We start from the raw sequence: 19,077 nt of genomic DNA, 5'->3' as shown, positions 1-19,077 counted from the left end.
CTAATTTCTGGGGTTTTGAATTACATTGTTCAGTCTGATTTCATCATCCGGGATTGGAAAAGTATATTTCGGACTTTTTGGAGCCAAAGTGAATGTCTCTCCGTTTAGCTCTCTTTTTAATTCTATTGCAAAAACAGGGTCAGAATTCAGCCTTCGCAAATCCATCCACCTGATATCCCTGAAGAGCAGAGACTTTCTCCTTTCCCTCAAAATTGATTCCAAGGCACTCCCTGAAACAGAAAGATCCAAAGGTTCAAAAGTCCCTGAAACAAATCTTGATTCCAAAAATTCATTGAGCATATCAGCGGCTTCTGCTACCCTATTCAATCTTGCAAGGCATTCCATTTTATTGAATCTGATTTCATCTGAGGCCATCCCCGTAAATAAGAAAACCTGTCCGGTATAGTTGCCACGGAAATTCGCCATGCTGTCCCCGTTTGTAAAAAACAGGGTTCTTCTGAGGTCATTTTCCTCATAGAAGTCCAACAGCTCTTCAGAAACAAAAACCTCATTGGAGTAAAGAAAGCCATAGCCTGTCACCATCTGCTGGAAAATCACTTCATCCTGGTATCCCGAAAATGGAAATGCAGCACTTGGGTTTACACTGTTGTAATCCAGTAATTCAGGAAAAAGTGCCAATGCAAGGTTTGCCTGTTCCAGTGATTTCTGGTATTCCCCTCCGAACAGAAATACCCTTGACAAAAGCGCATGGGCAGCTGCCTTTGAGGGTCTGGATTTGAAATCAGGCAAATCGGGTAAAAGTGTTGATGCCTCCTCCAAATCTTCTATAATCGTTTCATAGGTTTCCGGTAATGTGGCCCTTTGATACCGGATATTTATATTTGCTGATTTTCTAAGCAATATCCCCAAAGTAGATGGGTTTGATTCTGCAATGGGAAGGGAAAAAGCTTCCATCAGCTGGTGGAATGCAAAAGCCCTGTAGAACAGTGCCCTGCCCTTTATGGTGTTCTTCTTTGTCTGTTCCTGGGGGGATTTTGGATCAACCTTTTCTATATTCTCCAATACAAGATTTGCATTCAATACCTGTCTGTATGGTATGGCCCATTCGGAAATGATCGGTTCCCCGGCAAAAACTTCTTCCTGCCAGGCATAGACATTGCGTTCAAGATTGGATAAGGATATGAAGCCCTGGTCTGTGGTATATAAATCATCAGAACTCAGGACTGGGATTCCGGGACCGGTATTCATGTTTCTGAGGACATCATCGTCCAAAAGCCCTTCGAGGTCTTCCAGGGATCGGGGTACCACCATGGCTTTGTCGGGCTTGACATCAAGAAATTGGTCGCATCCTGTCAATAACAATATGGACAGGAAAAGACATAAGGTGTTTTTGAGGGTTTTCATCTCTATATTTTTTAGTAAATGGGCATTTTTTGAATATTGAAACAGGCCTGAAAACAGGGTGGGTTCTGTACGGTGTGGGAAATACAGGTCGCCCACCGAGTTTGTCAGGTTTTTTGTAATCCCTTCCAAAACCCCCTCCGAAAGGAAGGGGCACTGCCGGGTAGTATCGTCACCTTGTGTGAATCCGAAGCTACATTTGGGCTATTTATCAACTTTAAACCATTATGAAGAAAACAAAGGCAGTTCTTGGAAGGGAGTTTTTTTGGTGCACGGATCACAGTCCATGGACCACAGTCTACAGACGACAGTCAGGTCATAATCCTAGGTGGATGCCGAGGGAGAAGCTGGCAGGCGGTCTGATGGTCCTGAAGTCGGGATCGATGTCCAGGTCAGTGGCTTTCCAGAGGATCCCGATATTGTTGACATAGAGGAAGATTTCGGCGCTTCCTATTTTCCGTAATCCCGGATTTTCTGAGCCAAGGCTGTAGGACAGCCGGATGTCCTGAAACCTGAAATGGTCTCCCTTTTCAATCAGGCTTGCTGAATTTCTGTACAGCGTCTCCCTGTTTGCATTATTGGCAGCAGGCAGGGATGGCACATCCGTGATGAGTTCATCCCCGGGATTCTGCCACCTGTTTTCATAATCCCTATGTGTGGTGAACCCGTTGAGCAGGTTGGCATAATTGACCGTGGGCCTTCTGAAAACATATCCCAGGCGGTAACTGATATTGGCAGACAGACTGAAGTTGCCGAGATGGAAATCGTTCCGGATCGCTCCAAAAACCGTAGGTCTTCCCGAACCCATGTAGATCAGGTCTTCCGGTCTGGTATTGGAGATAATCCCGTTGTAATCCATGCTTGGTTCACCGTCCAAAAATCCGACAGGGGCGCCAGTATCAGGATCAAGTCCGGCATATGGCAGGGAAAACACGGAAAATAATGGATATCCTTCCAAAGGGCTTGGAGCAATGCCCGCACCGCCTGAACCGTAATCAAGGAACTGGGTGATGAAAAACTCCCCTTTGTAATCAGTCACCTCTTCTTTGACCGTGGTGAAGATCAAAGCTGTATTCCATTTGAATTTCCTGTCGATGTTTTTGGAATTCAATGCAATGTCAAGACCATGGGTCCGGGTATCTGCAAAGTTTCCTGTGAAATCAAAGACTCCCGCAGAAGAAGCAAATGGAATGGTTCCGATCAGATCCTGTCCGTTTTTGACAAAGAATTCGATGTTTCCGGCCAATACAGCATCTTTGGATTCGAAATCCAGACCGAAATTGATGATCCTGATCCTTTCCCATCTCAGGTCAGGATTGCCGGGGCTATTCAGGGCAAGGTATCTCAGGTTGGATATCATGGATCCCTGTCTGTAAAATGCAGTGGGATAGGCACTCAATGCACTGTTGACATTTCCGTTGTAGCCATAGGTGGCTTTGAGTTTGACAAATGGCAATACTCCCCAGTTATAAAACCCCTCCTCACTCAGTGTCCATGACAGGCCGGATGACCATAGCGGTACAAGTCTTTGGTTGGAGTTTACACCGAAGATGTTTGAGCCGTCCTGTCTGGCACTGACGCTGACCGTGTATTTTCTGTCAAGGGTGTAGGCCATATTGGTATAGTAGGAAATGAACCTGCTTACCGTGCCGGTGACCCTGTCCTGTCTGGGGATGTTGGCAAAGCTGTTGTTGTGGAGCCTTCTGAACCTTGTCACATAATCCACCGGCAGACTGGTTCCGAATTCGGGATCATAGCCGTATAGCCTGTTTCCGGTTCCGTCTATCGAAAGGTCTTTGACTTCTGCTCCCAATAGGGCGGAGAAGAATGACCTTGGACCCAGGTCTTCATTGTATTGCAGCTGTGCCCTGAGGTAATTGCTTGATGCCGTTGAGGTATTGAGGTCCCTGACGGCACCTAAGGGAATGTTTCTGGTCACCGAGGCATCCGGATTGATAACAGAAAAAAGGTTGGTGAGGTCCCTTGAAAAGAAACTCTCTCTTCCAAATAAATTTTCTACCCTGCTGCTGTTTGCCCAGTATTGGTGGAGGATTTCTGCTTTCAGGGCCGGAGTGATTTTATAAGCGATGGAGGTATTGATCCTGATGTCATTTTCGGCATTGGTAAGGGAAGAAAGCCCGATTTCGTCCAAAGGCACATAATCCCAATTGAGCAGTCCCCTGCCTTCGGCGGTAGAGGTGAATCTGGTATTGTAGCCGAATACCAAGGGCAGGTGGTCTCCATTGCCGTCGGCAAGCATTTCATAAGGATAGAAGGAGGAGGGGGCGGAAGTTCCCGAGTTCCTGTTGCTGTTGGCAAAATAGATCCCCGAACCAATGGTCAGCTTGTCAGAAAGCAAACTGAAGTTATTTTGTACATTGAGCGTATACCTGTTGTTTCGGTTTTCCACCACCCCTTCCCTGTTGGCATCGAGCCCGGCAAAGACTGAATAGCTGTGTGCCTGTCCTCCCCCTCTGATACCCAGACTGTACTGCTGTCTGAATTCCGGTTGGAAATAATATTTTTCAAGGTCCCTTCTCAGGTCTCCCCCTGCAAATCCGGAAATGATCCTTTCAGCTTCTCCGGAAGTGATTGTTCCATTTCTTTGTTTGATCAAAGTTTCCACCACCGGGGAAAGGATCGGTTTGGAGTTGTTGTTTTCCCTGCTCCTGAATTGTCCCCTGTTGAAGAGCGCTGTCTCGGCCTCTATGAATGCCGGAACGGACATGTTCTGCTCATAAAACAGGTCCCTTTCTTCGACGAAGGTCATGTTGGAAACCAGGCTGACCCTTGGTGCGGAACCTTTGATGCCTTTTTTGGTGGTGATGATGATCACCCCGTTTCCTGCCCTTGCTCCCCAGATGGAAGCTGCGGCCGCATCCCTCAAGACGGTGATGGACTCCACATCATTGGGGTTGATGTTTTCGATGGGACCGTCATAGGGAAAGTTGTCAATGACTATCAGGGGTCTGGTGTCTGAAAAGATGGTGGCCGTTCCCCTGATGCTGATGTTGTTTTCCAGGTCGGGCCTGTCCCTGTTGAAAATCAGACTGGGAGTGATGTCTTCAAGCCTGTCAAGGATATTGGAACTGATGCGCCTGTTTACCAATTTGTTGTCCACCTGCACAAAAGATCCCGTTGCTCTTTCCTTGGGGATCTCCTGGTATCCTGTGGATACAACATCAACTCCCTCAAGCGAGATTTGGTCGGGAGAAAGAAGTACAGTAAATGGTCTCGGGTTTCCCCCCTGAAGCTCAAGAGAAATTTCTTGCGTGATGTAACCGATGGAACTTACCAAAAGGGTGTAGTTTCCTGCCGTAAGGGAAAGGGAAAATCTGCCGTCAAGGTCTGCCACTGCACCGAAGTTGGTACCCTTGACCACCACCGAAGCCCCGATGGCAGGGGATTTTTCGGGAAGCAGGCTGATGCTGCCTTCGATCAGGAAGGTTCGGGGTTGCTGCGCATGCGCCATGTGCGCGAGAAACAGCAGGAGGAGGAGGGGTTGTAGGAGTATTTTCATGGTTAATTGGTTGTTTGGTTAGAGGTTATTTGCTTAATTAGTTAGTTGGTTTGGTTGTAATTGTTGTAGTTGTTGTAATGGTTTGAGCGTTTGTAATTGTTGTCTGCTTCGCGTTGTCATTGTTGTCTGGTTGGCGTCATCCTGAAGGAGGTATTGCCTGTCCCGATTTCTTCGGGAACTGAAGGATTTCATTATTTAGAAACCCTTCACTTAGTAGGCGTCACTCTGAGTGAAGCGAAGAGTCTCAAAGTCTAAAGAGATTCTTCACCTCCGCAAGCTGCGGTTCAGAATGACGCGCCCCGTCAATCCTAATTTTTCTCTTCATGCATCACCTTGAAACTGCATCTTCCAGGATTCCGATAAGCTCCTTCGTGCCGGTCTGCATGCCTGAAAGCTTCAGCACCTTCCCTTCCCTGTCGATGAGCAACTGGTAGGGAAATGCATGGATGTTGTAATGCTGCAGAAAGGGATGGTTGATTCCCTGTTCTTCTGTAAAGAGGTTAATGGCTTCGGGAGAAGTGTACTTTCCTCCCTCCACACTGCTGAGCCACCTGCTTTTGCTTTTGTCCGTGGAAACAGAAACGAAAAGGATATCAGGGTTATCCTTGAAGTGCAGCTCAGCAGGATGCAGGGAGTTTCTGAAGTACCCCACACATGCTTGACAACCGGTAAACCAAAAGTCCATAAACAGCACCTTGCCTTTGAGGTCCTCCAGGGTCACCTTGTTTCCTTTGGTATCTGTAAGGCTAAATGGAAAGGCCTCTTTGCCTATGGAGAGGTTGTTTTTATATTGAAGCAATATGCCAAGTGAAGCAGGGTCCGTGACATAAGTAATCGCCTCATTGATGTATTCTTCCCTTTTGGCGATCCTGTCAAAGTATTTGACGAGGTATTTGGTGACCAACCTGTCTCGGAGAAGTGGGTCGGCTGTTTCCTTTAGCTTTTGGTAAGGATGGGCTTCCCCTGCATAGAACCCTGCAATGTCCTTTTCCAGAATCAGGTCTGTCAGGTGGTAGGCCCTGTATGTGGTATGGGGAGGAAAGAGGTCCGTGGGGATGTTTTTGATGGACTCCCTATAAAGTGAAACCCAATTTTCTTTATTGGCTTTTTTGGAATAGTTGAACCGGAATACCCCTGTTTTCTGGATCATCCCATAGAGATTGGCTTCGAGGATTTGGAGGAATTCATTGTCCAACTGTCCTTTGTACCTTTCAATCACCTTGAATCCGGGATGCTCAAAGGGATCCTCCTTCAGAATGGAAGCGATGTATCCTAACTCCTCGGTTTCTTTTTGGATTGGTGTAAAGTACCTGAGGCCATAAGCCCGCTCAGTAGTCAATGTGTTTTTAGCTAGGAATTTTTCTTTGTCGGCGACCACAATGGAGGCGGGTCTTTCGAAAAGGTACCGCTGATGGGCAAGCATGATTTCCTGTTGGATGTTGTACCTGTCCGCATCCGGTCCTGAGAATACAAGGGAGTTCTTGATCCTGTCCAGTTTGATTCCGACTGAGTCTCCGGGCAGTGCAAGAAAATAATCCATCAGGATATCGTTTTCCAGGGCAGCAATATGGAGGTAGGCAAAGTCCTGTATGGGCTCGGTCTGAAAGCTGAATGCGAGGGTTCCCGGGAGCCCTTGGGTGCCATCTCCAAGATGTGGAACAATCGTAAAAACCTGAGGGGGAGGCATAAATACCGATTCTCCCAAAAAGTCTGCGTGAACAAATACAGAGATGGAGTCGGTCAGTTGCTTCGAAGTAATCTCCCCGTAGATCACCACCGGAGCGGGGGGTATTGAGAGATCTCCGGTGGATTGGGTGAAGGCAACTTTTGGGCTTAATAGGAGAAAGAGTATTGAAGTACGAAGTACCAAGTACGATGTGGGGAGGAGAGACGAGAAGCGAGAAGCGAGAGACGAGAGGGGTTTGAGAATGAGGTAAGAGGTGACTGGTTTGGAGGAGGTACGAAGTACGAAGTACAAAGTACGAAGTGAGAAGGACGAGGTAGGAAGGAGAGACGAGAAACGAGATGCGAGAGACAAGAGGGGTTTGATTATGGGGTAAGTTGTGAAATGTTTTATATTGGTACGAAATACAAAGTATAAAGAACCAAGTACAAAGCGGTGAGCTGCTTTAAGGTGGTAAATGAATGAAACGAGTTGGTTTAGGGATTTGAGATGGCAAGGGTAGCGGGAACCGAGGTAGGCAAGGGCGTGGAGACTGACCCCCTGCCCTACCCCCTGCCCCCTGAAGGGGTGTTCTACCCCCTGCCCCCTGAAGGGGGTTCTGAGTGCAGAGTTAGAGGGGGTTTCTGCCCCCTGCCCCCTTGAAGGGGTGGGTTGGTGGTAGGAAGGATGGCTTCGGTATAGGCATAGGACGGCCTGGAAGCAGTTTTTTAGGAATGGCTTCATGGGAATAAGGTTAGATTTGGAAATAAGAGGAAAGAATTAAGAAGAAGCGAGAGACGAGAAACGAGATGATAGTATCAAGTATCAAGTATCAAGAGTTTGGTAAATAGGACATTTAGGTCTTGCTACTTGTGTCTTGTATCTTGCTTCTAAAATCGGATTGCCGGCGGAAAAAGGGAGTCTTGGTCAGGTAGTGGATCATATGCCGACGAATCAGGGGAAAATAGGTTCAAACAGGGGATTTGATGATGTTTTTTTGGATCTCGGAAATGGAAAGTATTCTTGGATTCATTGGTTTACTCCAGTATGATTTTTTGCATTGAACTAATATCATTCACAATTCTATCTATAAAAATTTGAAAAAAAGATTTCTAGTAGTAGTTTAGCCATTGCTTAAAGTAGTTTGATTTTACTTTTGCAAGAGTTACCAAAAATATTACTAAAAGTGCAGCTTAATTTGTTTAATTTTTGTGATTTAGATTTTATATTAGATAAAAATAATGGTGATGGAAGACAAAGATGACAATGGATTTACAGTTTTGGAAAACAAGAATATAGGCAGGAACCTAGCTACATTCCGAAAATTGAGGGATAGGAAAGCCATGGAGGTTGCGGAGCATCTTGGGTTAAAGGAAGCTGCCTACACCAAGTATGAAAGGGGGGAAAGCCAAATCACCATTGATCTGATCCAAAAAGTAGCTGAATTTTTAAACGTTGATCCATTGCAAATCGTAAGTGCCAATCCGGGTTATGTTATTGAACATCTTACAAATTCACCATTTTCAATAACTGGAAATGTTAAAGCCAACTATGCTGACAAGAATCAAACCGAGGTGATGATGAAGATGATGGAAACGATGATGCAGATGAATGAAGCTATTAAGAAGATACTGGAGGGGAGGTAGGGATTGATAAAATGTTTAAACCAAAAAAAATAGTGGGTTGTATTGGTAGCAATATTTATTTCAAAAATATTTTTTTGATTTTACTTTGATTTTTGATGATGTCCAAAAACACTTTATTTCTTGCTTCTGCATCCTTAATTAATGTCGAGGCACTTATTACAAAAACAGAAATACCGCTTTCAGTATAGAAACGATGAAATATGGGTGATTCTGTTGAAAACAATGGCACATATGAATCTCTCCTTAACATTGATTCTAATTTTTCATCGATTTCAGTTATAAGAAATGCTGAGATTTCTTCAATTTTCTCCTTGGTTTGAAATGCTTCAACATAATCTAAAAGCTGTTGTATTCCAGCAAATTTTTTCCGATTTGGCTTTGATGCATAATCGAATGGCTTAATTTCAACCATAACCGATTTTAATCTTTCTGGTTTATTGGGGTTATGAGAAAAAAACAAAGATAAGTCCGGTTTGTCATCCAAAATATCGGTGTCGCCATTCTCCATATCAATACCTTTTAAAACTTCCCTAATTCGCCTGTCGCTTGCTGCATAACTGTATGTTGTATATCTGTCATCCAGAAGCCATAGATTATTCTTACCGACAGCATAATAATCATCATCAGTTCGCATTTCCATGAACAAATTATGGATTATGGCTTCAACTGTTTCTTTATCATCGATTAATTTTTTCAACCTCTCAATTACCAAAACCCTGTCATTGACGTATGAAACTAATTCATTATGAGCCAATTCTATTGCTTCGTAGAGTTCAGTGTCAGTGTATTCCTCTTTACCTGCAGTGGTGAGTATTTTCTCTTTTGCAATGTCAAACTTTTTCTTAGCGTTATCAATGAGTTTTTTCTTATCCATGAAGCCAGCAATTTCAATATCTGTTTCCTCAATGTAGTTAATTAGATAAGGTCTTTCTTCATGAATTTCTCTTATTTTCGTTTTATTAATTTCCATTGTTTCGGGAATGCCTTCTTTTACCAATTCCGTTATAGTTTTTTTTAATTCTTCATTGATTAAATCCCATGAAAGAGTTGTAAAAGCATCTGTTCGAAATGGTTTAATATCAAAGTCATTTCTTTCGTGGTTCACTCTTGTATCTAGATAAGTTGATTCAAGTAACAAAAATCCAGAATATCCATAAGGGAAATTGAGTTTTAGGTCTTTTTCAGAAAAGTCACAAACTGTCCGGTTATTGGCACAGTAAAAAGCATACAAATCACCATTTACATTTTCAATTCTATGATTTAAAATAAACTCAAATTCATTGGCTTCTCTATCCTTTAAAAGGAATTTGCGTGCCTTGAAGTCAGGTACATCAGTAGGTTTAATGAATTTTGCTGAAGATGTGGTTTGGTCTATAAAGCTTATGTTGATTTCAACTCCCTTTTTCTTGTAAAAGAATAACGTAGGGATCAGATTTAGCAATACCTTTTCTCGGATTGCTTCCAAATCCAATTCTATCCTTCTGTCAATATGCTTTTCATGGTTAAAGTAGCTATCAGAAAGGCCGGTTAAAGTTACCTCAGTTAAATTTTCTTCTACTTTATTTGGGGTGTTTTCAATATTATCAGTATCAAAGTCAAAGTCAAATCTGAAACTTCTGACTACTTGGTAACTAACTATTGAACTTTTGAAATTTGCATAATTGTAAACTTTTAGAAAAACAAACCGACCAACACCTTTGCAACCCAAAGCTTTTTTGTATTCCGTTCTGTATTTACAGAAAGAATCGTAGTTTTTATCATGTAATCCATCACCATTATCACGAACAGTTATGGTATTAACTTTTTTCTTTAAGATTTCTGTCTCATTTTCCTTAATCGGATTATCATATGAATTTAGGATGCATTCGATAAAGGTTGCGTTTGCATGAATTGCGTTTGTAATAGCTTCAAAAATTACATCATATTGTGAAACACGACTACTAATATCCTCATCTACAATTCTTTTTATTTCTGCAAACATTTTGCTCATGGTACCTCAAAAATCTTCTATATGGTATTTATTTACTCGCATTTCATCCAAATAGCAAAGTTCTTTTATTGGTCTAAACAATAAAAGAACTTTGAGATAAATTTGTTAATGCTTTTAGTTTGTATTGGATCAAAGAAAATTTCTTTTCAACCCATTCTTTTACATATTTGAAATTACATCTTTTTAGACAAAGAATTTGTAATTGTTTCTTTACAATTCCCTTATTTATAATCCTCAACCATTTTTCTTTAGTTGATTCTAAAATAAAAGAAAAGAATAGGGATTAAAAAATACCGTGAATGGGGTATTTTTACTAGCCGATGTGCGGGAGGAGAATTACCCCCCGCCTCGTGAAAAGTTTGATTTGGAAAAATAAAAATGGCAGAGGATAATTACCATCCTTTATAAAGACCAAGATTTTATTGAAAAAGGAATTGGTTTGAAACAGCCCTAATTATAAAATTTTGACCAAGGTTTAAAAATGGCAATGATTTTAGTAAGACAAAGCCAAGAAAAATATTATTTGTTAAAAGTATAAGTGTAAATTCCCATCAAATTAGGACATCTATTTTTTTCCTTTATCGATATAATAAATATATTAGAATTTTAATTTCTTATTCAAAATGAAGGATCCTGAAATTTACGAGTTAATAGTTGTATTTGTAGGAGACATCAATCCAGTAATTATTCAACCTTATTGGTTGGTAAGCAAGGGACTGATCCAAGAAACAGAAGGTGAAAATGCTAAAGTTGAGCTTATACATCCGGAAGTTGTAAAGTTTGATTTAGATTGGGTAACTTTTGAAATAACCAGGCAAAGATTGTTACTAAAGACTACTAAACAATCACATTTTCCTATGGTTAAGGATCTTGGAATCAGTATATTTAAAATACTAAAAGATACACCATTAAAAAATTTGGGGATTAATCACATTTTGCATTTTAAATTCGATGAATCTAAATACATAGAAATTGGAAAAAAATTGGTGGTATTTAGTAATTGGGATGGAATTCTTTCTAATCCAAAACTTTTACAACTTGAAATGACTTCTGAATCAAGAGAAGATGGGTATGCCGGACAGGTCAGGATTAGAGTTTTACCTTCGGAACTGCTCCGTCCTTATGGTGTTAGTATTAATCTAAATGACCATTTTGATAAGAAAAGTAATAGTACAGGAGCTAGTGAATTAATAGACATTTTGCAAAGCACATGGGATAAATCAATGGAACTTTCTAAAACTACCTATATAAATTTATGGAAGAATTTAAAAGTGTAACATTTGCACGCCAAGTCATTGTCGATGCAAATTTGACCAACGTTGGAGACAAAATAGGGAGACAAAACTCTCCGATGGATTTCACAATTAATTCCAAAATTAATTTTCTAAAGTCAAAATTGGAAACTTCGGATTCAAAAATCTCTGACTTTGAAAATGATGAGGTTATCAAGGAATACTTTGTGATGCCCAATAGATTTGAATCAAAATTTATGATAAATGATCTCAGGTTTTCAAAAAATTATTCCACTGTTTTACAAAGCTGGAAGGGAGTCGTTATTGAAATCAACGAGGGCTCGTTTGTTGGTGAACTGGAGGACCTTACTCTTGGTGGAACAAAAGAAATCGCTGATTTTGATTTGGATACAGTTTCCCCAGATGATAAAAAACTAGTTCAACTAGGGGCTGCTTTTTATTGGAACGTAGGTTATAGAATGACAAATGGCCAAATTACAAAAGAGTCATTAATCAGGTTTCAAAGGCTAATTGATTGGGATTTAGACGATTATAATATTGCAGCGGACCGCGCCTCAGAACTTTTTGAAAATTTAATTTTTGAATAAAATTGAATAAACCTTCCATAGAGATTAATTTAATCGGAACCGGTGGTGGCTATGGAGAGAGCCTTGTGATCCATTTAGGAAATGGAGACTGGATAGTAATCGATAGTTGCATAGATCCTTATACAGGTGTTTCTTTACCATTAAATTATTTAAGGGACAGGGGTGTCGATTTGGAAAATGTAAAATTAATTATTTGTACCCATTGGCATGATGATCATATAGGAGGAATATCTACACTTTTGGAAAATTGTCCCAAAGCATTTTTTTCATTTGGAAGAGTAAATGATCTAAAAAAATTCTTGCAATGTGTATCGTTAGACTACCGAAAATTAAAATCCAAGGCTTCAAATTGTTCCACATTAGAGTTTAATAAATGCCTGGAGATAATGAATAATTCGAAAAGGATAAACAAGTTAGCTGCGATAGATAGGCTCCTTTATTCAAATCCCCAAAAAGAATTTATTGTCGAGGTCTATTCACTTTCACCTTCTGATAAAAGTTCAAATTTGTTTGATTTGGAAATTTCAAAATTAATCAATGAATATGGACCCAATAACAGAAAAATAACAACATACACCCCAAATGATAGATCGATTGTAATATTATTGAGATTCAATGATGAAATTGCATTGCTCGGATCTGATTTGGAGGTACATAGTGATCCGGAAATTGGTTGGAATGATATAATTGAAAAATCTGTTGTAATCGGCAAATTTCCAAAAGCTAGTTATTTTAAAATACCGCACCATGGAAGTGAAAATGGTTATCATGAAAATATTTGGAAAAATTTAATAAAAAGTAATCCAATCAGCACATTGACTCCTTGGAATAGGAATAAAAAATTACCGGAAGAAAAAATGATTGAAAAATATAAATCATTGTCAAGTAACCTTTTTATAACTTCTCCAAATAATATTTCCAATAAGTCCAAGAAACGAGATAACAAGGTATCTAAGGTTATTAAAGAATTCAATCCAACTTTACGGGAATTGAAATATCAGTATGGTGTCATTTCATCTGAATATTCAATTGGAGGAAATGAACCATGGAAAAACAATTTATTTGGTACTGCATCTGAGCTTTAGAAAAGACTATTATAGAAATTGAGCTGCCAATAAAGAAAAGTATAGGAATAAAAAAATACCGTGAATGGGGTATTTTTACCCCCTGCACCATTGAGGGAGTCGTAGGTGAAATAGGAGGATTCTGGGGTGGATGGATTTATTTTGTGGAAGAAGTGCTGAAGAAGAAAGGAGGGATAGGGAGGTTTCGATCTACGAATGAGAAACCAAACCCAAAGCCAGAATATTGGATATGGATTTTTGACAATAATTCTATTGTGAGATTAGATGACAATATTTTATTTTCAAATATTTTAACAAATTTTTTATTGCCAAAGTATAAATAAATTTCAGCTAAGTCAATAACTGAATAGGGCGCTTTTTTTAACAGCTAATCCTGTAAAATGAGATGAAGAATGCTTAAAGTATTATGAAATTGCTGCAAATCAATTAAACGAATCAGGATTTATTAAACTTCGTTCTTATTTTGGGATTTCATTTTACCATTCGATCCATGACCACTGAAGCACTCAGAAAATTGATCAAAGACTATCAGCTTGGACTTAGAGTTGATACCCCCTGCCCCCTGAAGGGGGTTTTTGGTGGAAATGGGAGGATTGTGATGAGGAAGAGGATTCAAGATCAGAAGTACCGCTAATCAGAAGGATTTTATTAAAATTCATTTCTATTATAGGGTTCCATTTCACAATCGATCCATGACCACCGAAGTACTCAGAATATTGATTAAAGGCAATTAATCCTGAAAAAATTGATTTTAAAATCTATTCTGCTCCCTTTTTTCCTCCAGCTTACAATGGAATTTATTTTGAAAGAATTACTCCGGTCACGGTTTTTATACACCTTTCACCACCTAAAGATTTCTACTAAGAATGGATGCCTGTCTTAGCAAAAAATTGATAAAAGATGGCTGATTTGTGAGATTATTCTTTTTATTTTGAACACTTGTCCCGTCATAATATCCATGAATCAAGATATCCTCATAAATTTGATCAAAGATTATCAGCTCGGCTTGAGGGATGATATTACATTTTTGGAATCATTTTTTCCGTCCGGATGGAGTTTTGTTGATGAGCTCGATTACGAACTGAGGCTTTTATTTGGAGGAGAATTACATGCGGTCTATTTCCACAATAGAAAAAGTAATCAGCTGGATGTTGCCTTTCTTAACAGAGAAAATCCCTTAAAAGATCTTGTTAAGTATGTTTTTGGACTGGAGGAGAAGTTTGACATTTCATTGGATATGTACTATTCAATTATTTTGGCTGAATTTTCAATAATTGGAGGAACAGAAAATTAAATATACCCCTATTTTGGTAACATTCTGATTTATATTTCATCAGTGTGAAGGGTTATCACCTGACTTTTGAGTATTAGAAATATAGCAGTTTTGACTTTTTGTGTTCATAAAAATATCATCTCCTCTCCTTTTTTTCTCCTTTTCCTCGGGGACTTTGTGCTGAAAAACCTTTTACCGCAATGGAAAAGAAGGTTCTCTAAAGGGTCGCAAGGGATTTTGCCTTCCCTGTTTTTGGCGGAAAGGGATTTTTTCTCTTTTTATTATTACGGCTAAAAACCGGTATCGTCTTGTTATCATGTCCCTGTGTTGTGTTCCTTACTCGGGACTAGCCATATTTGATTTCGATGTGATCAGTCGCCTCCAATTTTTCATTCATCATCTTGAATTATTTATTCTTTTGGCTAAAGCCTAATTGCATCTAATCATATATTCAACCACCAGCTAAAGCAGGTGGCAATTTCAACTCCGATATAACCCTTCTTTCTCTTTTTACCTTGGGCATGTGGTGAATGATTTTTTTAAATGGAATGAAAAAGAAAGTTCAACAAGGCTTAAAAGGGGTTTAATTTTCACACTTTGAAGTTAAAGTCTTTGGTCCTTTCTGATTTTTGCAAGATTTTTTATAATTTTAAACTGATCATTGCAGGAGAATATCACAATTCATTTTTATGATGATGCTCCGTTCACAAAGCCAGTTACTGTTGTAATCATATCCGGATCTATGAAAGCAAATTTCAATTTACTGACATTGGCAATCCTCATTTTCATTTCAGGTTGCCAGGAACCCGACAAAAAATTAAGTCCTGAAGAAGCCAGACGAATAGCCAAAGAAGCTTACATCTATGGATTTCCCATGGTCATGAATTATAAAACCTTGTTTGTAAACGCCATTGACAAAAATTCCGGGGATTATAAAGGTGAAATCAACGCATTGTCATGCGACGCAAGGTTGTACACACCGGAAGACAAGGCAATAGTCACCCCTAACTCAGATACTCCTTATTGTATGTTCTGGAGTGATATTCGGGAAGAACCCGTTGTTTTTACAGTTCCTGAGGTCGATTCAATAAGGTACTACAGCTTTCAGTTTATAGATCTGTATACCCATAATTTTGCCTATATAGGTTCCTTGACCACAGGCAACAAAGCCGGAAAATATTTAGTGGCAAATGAAAACTGGGAGGGAGAAATTCCTGAGGGTATCACAGAAGTAATTCGAAGTGAAACAGGGATATTTTTCACTATTGTTCGTACTCAGTTATTTGATGCCAATGATTTGGAAAATGTGCAGCATCTACAGGACCAATATCAACTGCAAACCCTGAGCGAATATTTGGGAAATCCTTCTGCAAAAAAAGAACATGACGATGTTTTTCCTCAATGGGTTGAAGGAGAGCAATTTTCCGAAGCATCTTTTAAATACCTGGATGCTATGCTAAAGTTTATAGGAGAACCAATAGAGAAAGAAAAAGCCATAATGGAAGATTTCGCCAAATTGGGACTGGGCACAGAAGAAGGCTATAGCTTCAATAACTTTGAGGAAGATATTCAAAATGCCATCAAACAAGGGGTTAAAGATGGCTTTGCTGAGATGGAGGCATTCATAAAAGAAAATTCGACTGACCCTTTGGGAAGTGCCTATATTTTTGGAAGCAGAGAAACTTTGGAAAAAAGTGCCAAGGAGCATTATAATTTAGATAATATCCATCTTATCCGGGCGGTTGGGGCACATTTGGGTATTTTTGGCAACTCTGCTTCAGAAGCGATCTATCCGGCTTTTTTTGTTGATGCTGAAGGTAATCCATTGGATGGATCTAAAAATACTTACACATTGACTTTTGCTCCCAATCAAATGCCTCCGGTCAAAGCTTTTTGGTCCCTGACAATGTATGATGGCAAAACCCAGTTGTTGGTCGATAATCCATTGGACAAGTATTTGTTAAATTCCACGATGAAGGATGCATTCGTGAGAAACAACGATGGTTCCGTCACTTTGTATGTCCAGCATGAATCTCCGGGAGCAAACCTCGAAGCAAATTGGCTTCCGGCTCCCAATGGCCCTTTTTATTGTATTATGCGACTTTATGGGCCAACAGAGGCTGTGTTGGAAGGTACTTGGGTAAGTCCAAAAATGGTTAAACAGAACAAATAATTTATATCATGAACAGAATATTTATAGCAACTTTATTTGTTTTAGGTGCTATGTTCACCGCTTGCAGCCCTAAAACGAAGACAGATAATTTATCCCCTGAAGAGGCCCGGCAAATTGCCAAAGACGCTTATATTTTTTCTTACCCGTTATTGATGGGTTACCAAGCTCAATATTATAGATCTGTTCCTGAAAGCCCCGGCTACCGTGCGCCTTTGAATGAGGTCTCGCATGATACCGAACCTGCTGACCACACACGGATAGATGTAGTTACGATGAATGGTGATACGCCTTATTCTGCATTTGGTCTGGATTTGAGAGCCGAGCCCATGGTGCTTTCTGTATCAAAAATTGAGGATCGGTATTACGTGTTTCAATGCATTGATTTGTTCACGCACAATTTTGCTTTCATTGGCACCCGCACCACAGGAACCGAGCCCGGGGATTTTCTTTTTGTTGGACCGGGATGGGAGGGAGACATTCCAAAGGAAAAATTCAAAGCCGTATTTTACAGCGAAAGCCAGTTTATAAGTATTATCGGAAGGACACAACTCAAAGGAAATGATGACTTGCCCAATGTACTCGAAATTCAAAAAAGCTATAAGCTGCAACCTCTCAGTGTTTTTGAAGGCAAACCTGCCAAACCTTCACTAGAAGTGGATTGGGTTCCCTTAGATCCAAAGGAATTTGGTGATGCAAGATTTATCAAATATGTGAATTTTTACCTTTCCATGTTGGAGCCTTTTCATGAGGAGGATTCCGCTGAATTAGAAAGGTTTGAAAAAATCGGAATCAAGCCGGGGGCAGGGTTTGACAGTGCCAATTATTCCCCGGAAGTCCTGTCAGCCATCAATGCAGGAATCAAAGATGGCATTGACTCCATACAGCAAAAAGCTACCAATATTGCCAAACAGGTCAATGGGTGGAACATGATGGATGCCTTTGGGTCACGGAGTTTTTACAAAGGAGATAGGCTTTTGCGGGCCGCAGCTGTGATGGTGGGTATTTATGCCAATGATAAGGAGGAAGCTTTTTATCCCATTGCATATGTTGATGCAGATGGTGAGGTTTTGGATGGGAGCAAGCACCAATACAGGATTGACTTCACACCGGCCAACACTCCCCCTGCCAAATATTTTTGGTCTGTGACCATGTATAATAAGCAGGCTGATGGGGTTGCCGGATATATGGTAGAAAACCCGATCAACCGCTATCTGATCAATTCTACCACACAAGGTTTGGTGAAAGACAAGGATGGTAATTTCTCCATTTACCTCCAGCATGAGGCTCCAACAGATAAAGGACAATTGGCTAACTGGCTTCCTGCCCCTGCCGAACCTTTTTATCTTGTTTTGAGGATTTATGGTCCTGAAGAGCCTGCCTTGAACGGAACCTGGCAACCTCCTGTGATCAATAAAGTCAAAGAGTGAGGGAAACTTATCTGAGTCACAGGATAGTTAAAGATCCCGATTAAAGATTAGTGATTTCTGAACATGGATTGGAAATCAGGAAATTTGCCAGGTTATTTTTTAAGTGAATCAATAAAAATCATAGACCGATCCAGTGCTAGTTTTCCATCAGAATCCAAATTAAACTGGTATTCATGATTCAATGCAGGGGAATGATCTTTGGAAAAAAATAGGGTGTCGATAGGGACATTCAATGCGGAGAGTTTTTGTGCCAATAATTGGGACTGGGCCAACAGCGGATCATTATTGCCGGCTGAGATAAAGGTGGGTGGAAATGATTCGGTAAGAAAATCAGTGACAGATGAAATTTTGGCCTCTTGATCCTGGGAAATGTCTTTTTTGCCAAAATAAGACCAAGCAGCAGCCTCTAAGAAAAAGCCAAAATCACCATCCGTATTCAGGTTGGTAATATCATAGATCCCACAGTACAATAACAAGCCCCTGATCTGATCCGGTCTCAGACCTGGTGGGATATTGATAAGCCGGGCGTATTCCGGACTGGTGATGACATTGGCGGTGGTAGCTGAAATCATAGACCCCGCTGAATCCCCGGCCAGTACAAAAAAAGTGTTGTCAGCATGGAACTGATCTGCCTGATCCGACAGGAATTTCAGGGCTTTGTTAAGTTGCTGGACAGGAGTGGGGAATTTTGCCTCCGGGGCAATGGTATAATCAATAGATACCACCACAAAACCTTTGGAAGCCAGTATTTTACAGTAATTGCTCACCTGGCTTTTATCACCCGAAACCAACCCGCCTCCATGGGTCCAAACTATCACGGGTAATTTCTTCCCGGATTGAGCCCATTCCTTGTGAAAATAGACGTCCAAATAGGCATCTTTATCATTTTCATCATAATTCAGGTCGGTGATGGTTTCAATTTTTTCAGGAACATATTTCTCCAGTGCTTTATTCACTTTAATGGCTTCCTTGTTAAACGCATACCTTACAACCCATATGGTGGGATAGGGGGAGAGCTTAAAAGCCAAAACAACAAAGGCTACAAGGGAAACCAAAATAATCAGTATGCGTTTTATCATTTTTTATCCAAAGGTTGAT

Annotated in this window: 12 protein-coding genes; 7 read left to right on the top strand and 5 right to left on the bottom strand. The window is 40.3% G+C overall.

From position 1 onward, the window contains the following. From NK987_RS07485 to NK987_RS07475, 3 genes are all read right to left on the bottom strand, one after another. The gene (locus tag NK987_RS07485) at positions 1-1,365 is read right to left on the bottom strand and encodes a RagB/SusD family nutrient uptake outer membrane protein (protein WP_259263329.1); all 1,365 of its coding nucleotides are present in this window, start codon (positions 1,363-1,365) and stop codon (positions 1-3) included. A gap of 313 nt (positions 1,366-1,678) precedes the next feature. Then, positions 1,679-4,882, bottom strand: a complete 3,204-nt coding sequence (locus NK987_RS07480) for a SusC/RagA family TonB-linked outer membrane protein (RefSeq protein ID WP_259263328.1) — start codon at positions 4,880-4,882, stop codon at positions 1,679-1,681. Positions 4,883-5,210: 328 nt separating this feature from the next. Beyond that, positions 5,211-7,289 carry a TlpA family protein disulfide reductase gene (locus tag NK987_RS07475; protein ID WP_259263327.1) on the bottom strand — a complete coding sequence of 693 codons (2,079 nt, stop codon included), beginning with the start codon at positions 7,287-7,289 and terminating at the stop codon, positions 5,211-5,213. A gap of 503 nt (positions 7,290-7,792) precedes the next feature. On the opposite strand from NK987_RS07475, the gene NK987_RS07470 reads away from it, so the two are divergent. Next, positions 7,793-8,191 (top strand): helix-turn-helix domain-containing protein, encoded by a 399-nt coding sequence (locus NK987_RS07470; RefSeq protein ID WP_259263326.1) that lies wholly within the window; start codon positions 7,793-7,795, stop codon positions 8,189-8,191. Positions 8,192-8,246: 55 nt separating this feature from the next. On the opposite strand, the gene NK987_RS07465 is transcribed toward NK987_RS07470, so the two are convergent. Further along, positions 8,247-10,172, bottom strand: coding sequence for a hypothetical protein (locus tag NK987_RS07465; protein WP_259263325.1), 1,926 nt, complete (start codon positions 10,170-10,172; stop codon positions 8,247-8,249). Between the two features lie 632 nt (positions 10,173-10,804). Here NK987_RS07465 and NK987_RS07460 point away from each other — a divergent pair. From NK987_RS07460 to NK987_RS07435, 6 genes are all read left to right on the top strand, one after another. Next, positions 10,805-11,458 carry a hypothetical protein gene (locus NK987_RS07460; protein ID WP_259263324.1) on the top strand — a complete coding sequence of 218 codons (654 nt, stop codon included), beginning with the start codon at positions 10,805-10,807 and terminating at the stop codon, positions 11,456-11,458. Beyond that, positions 11,437-12,021, top strand: coding sequence for a hypothetical protein (locus NK987_RS07455; RefSeq protein ID WP_259263323.1), 585 nt, complete (start codon positions 11,437-11,439; stop codon positions 12,019-12,021). The genes NK987_RS07460 and NK987_RS07455 overlap by 22 nt, the downstream gene beginning before the upstream one ends. Positions 12,022-12,023: 2 nt before the next feature. After that, the gene (locus tag NK987_RS07450) at positions 12,024-13,106 is read left to right on the top strand and encodes an MBL fold metallo-hydrolase (RefSeq protein ID WP_259263322.1); all 1,083 of its coding nucleotides are present in this window, start codon (positions 12,024-12,026) and stop codon (positions 13,104-13,106) included. 958 nt (positions 13,107-14,064) lie between these two features. Beyond that, on the top strand, positions 14,065-14,400 hold the full coding sequence (locus tag NK987_RS07445) for a hypothetical protein (RefSeq protein WP_259263321.1): 336 nt from the start codon (positions 14,065-14,067) through the stop codon (positions 14,398-14,400). Positions 14,401-15,121: 721 nt separating this feature from the next. Continuing rightward, a complete protein-coding gene (locus NK987_RS07440; RefSeq protein WP_259263320.1) occupies positions 15,122-16,552 on the top strand; it encodes a DUF1254 domain-containing protein in 1,431 nt (476 codons plus the stop codon). A gap of 8 nt (positions 16,553-16,560) precedes the next feature. Beyond that, positions 16,561-17,979, top strand: a complete 1,419-nt coding sequence (locus tag NK987_RS07435) for a DUF1254 domain-containing protein (RefSeq protein ID WP_259263319.1) — start codon at positions 16,561-16,563, stop codon at positions 17,977-17,979. A 92-nt stretch (positions 17,980-18,071) separates the two neighbouring features. Here the strand turns inward: NK987_RS07435 and NK987_RS07430 are convergent, their stop codons facing one another. Then, positions 18,072-19,058, bottom strand: coding sequence for an alpha/beta hydrolase (locus tag NK987_RS07430; RefSeq protein ID WP_259263318.1), 987 nt, complete (start codon positions 19,056-19,058; stop codon positions 18,072-18,074). Between the last annotated feature and the right edge of the window lie 19 nt (positions 19,059-19,077).

Source organism: Aquiflexum gelatinilyticum (assembly GCF_024813435.1).
Taxonomy (GTDB): Bacteria; Bacteroidota; Bacteroidia; order Cytophagales; family Cyclobacteriaceae; genus Cognataquiflexum; species Cognataquiflexum gelatinilyticum.
Note: the sequence above shows the minus strand (reverse complement) of the source record. Positions and strands in the feature narration are given on the sequence as shown.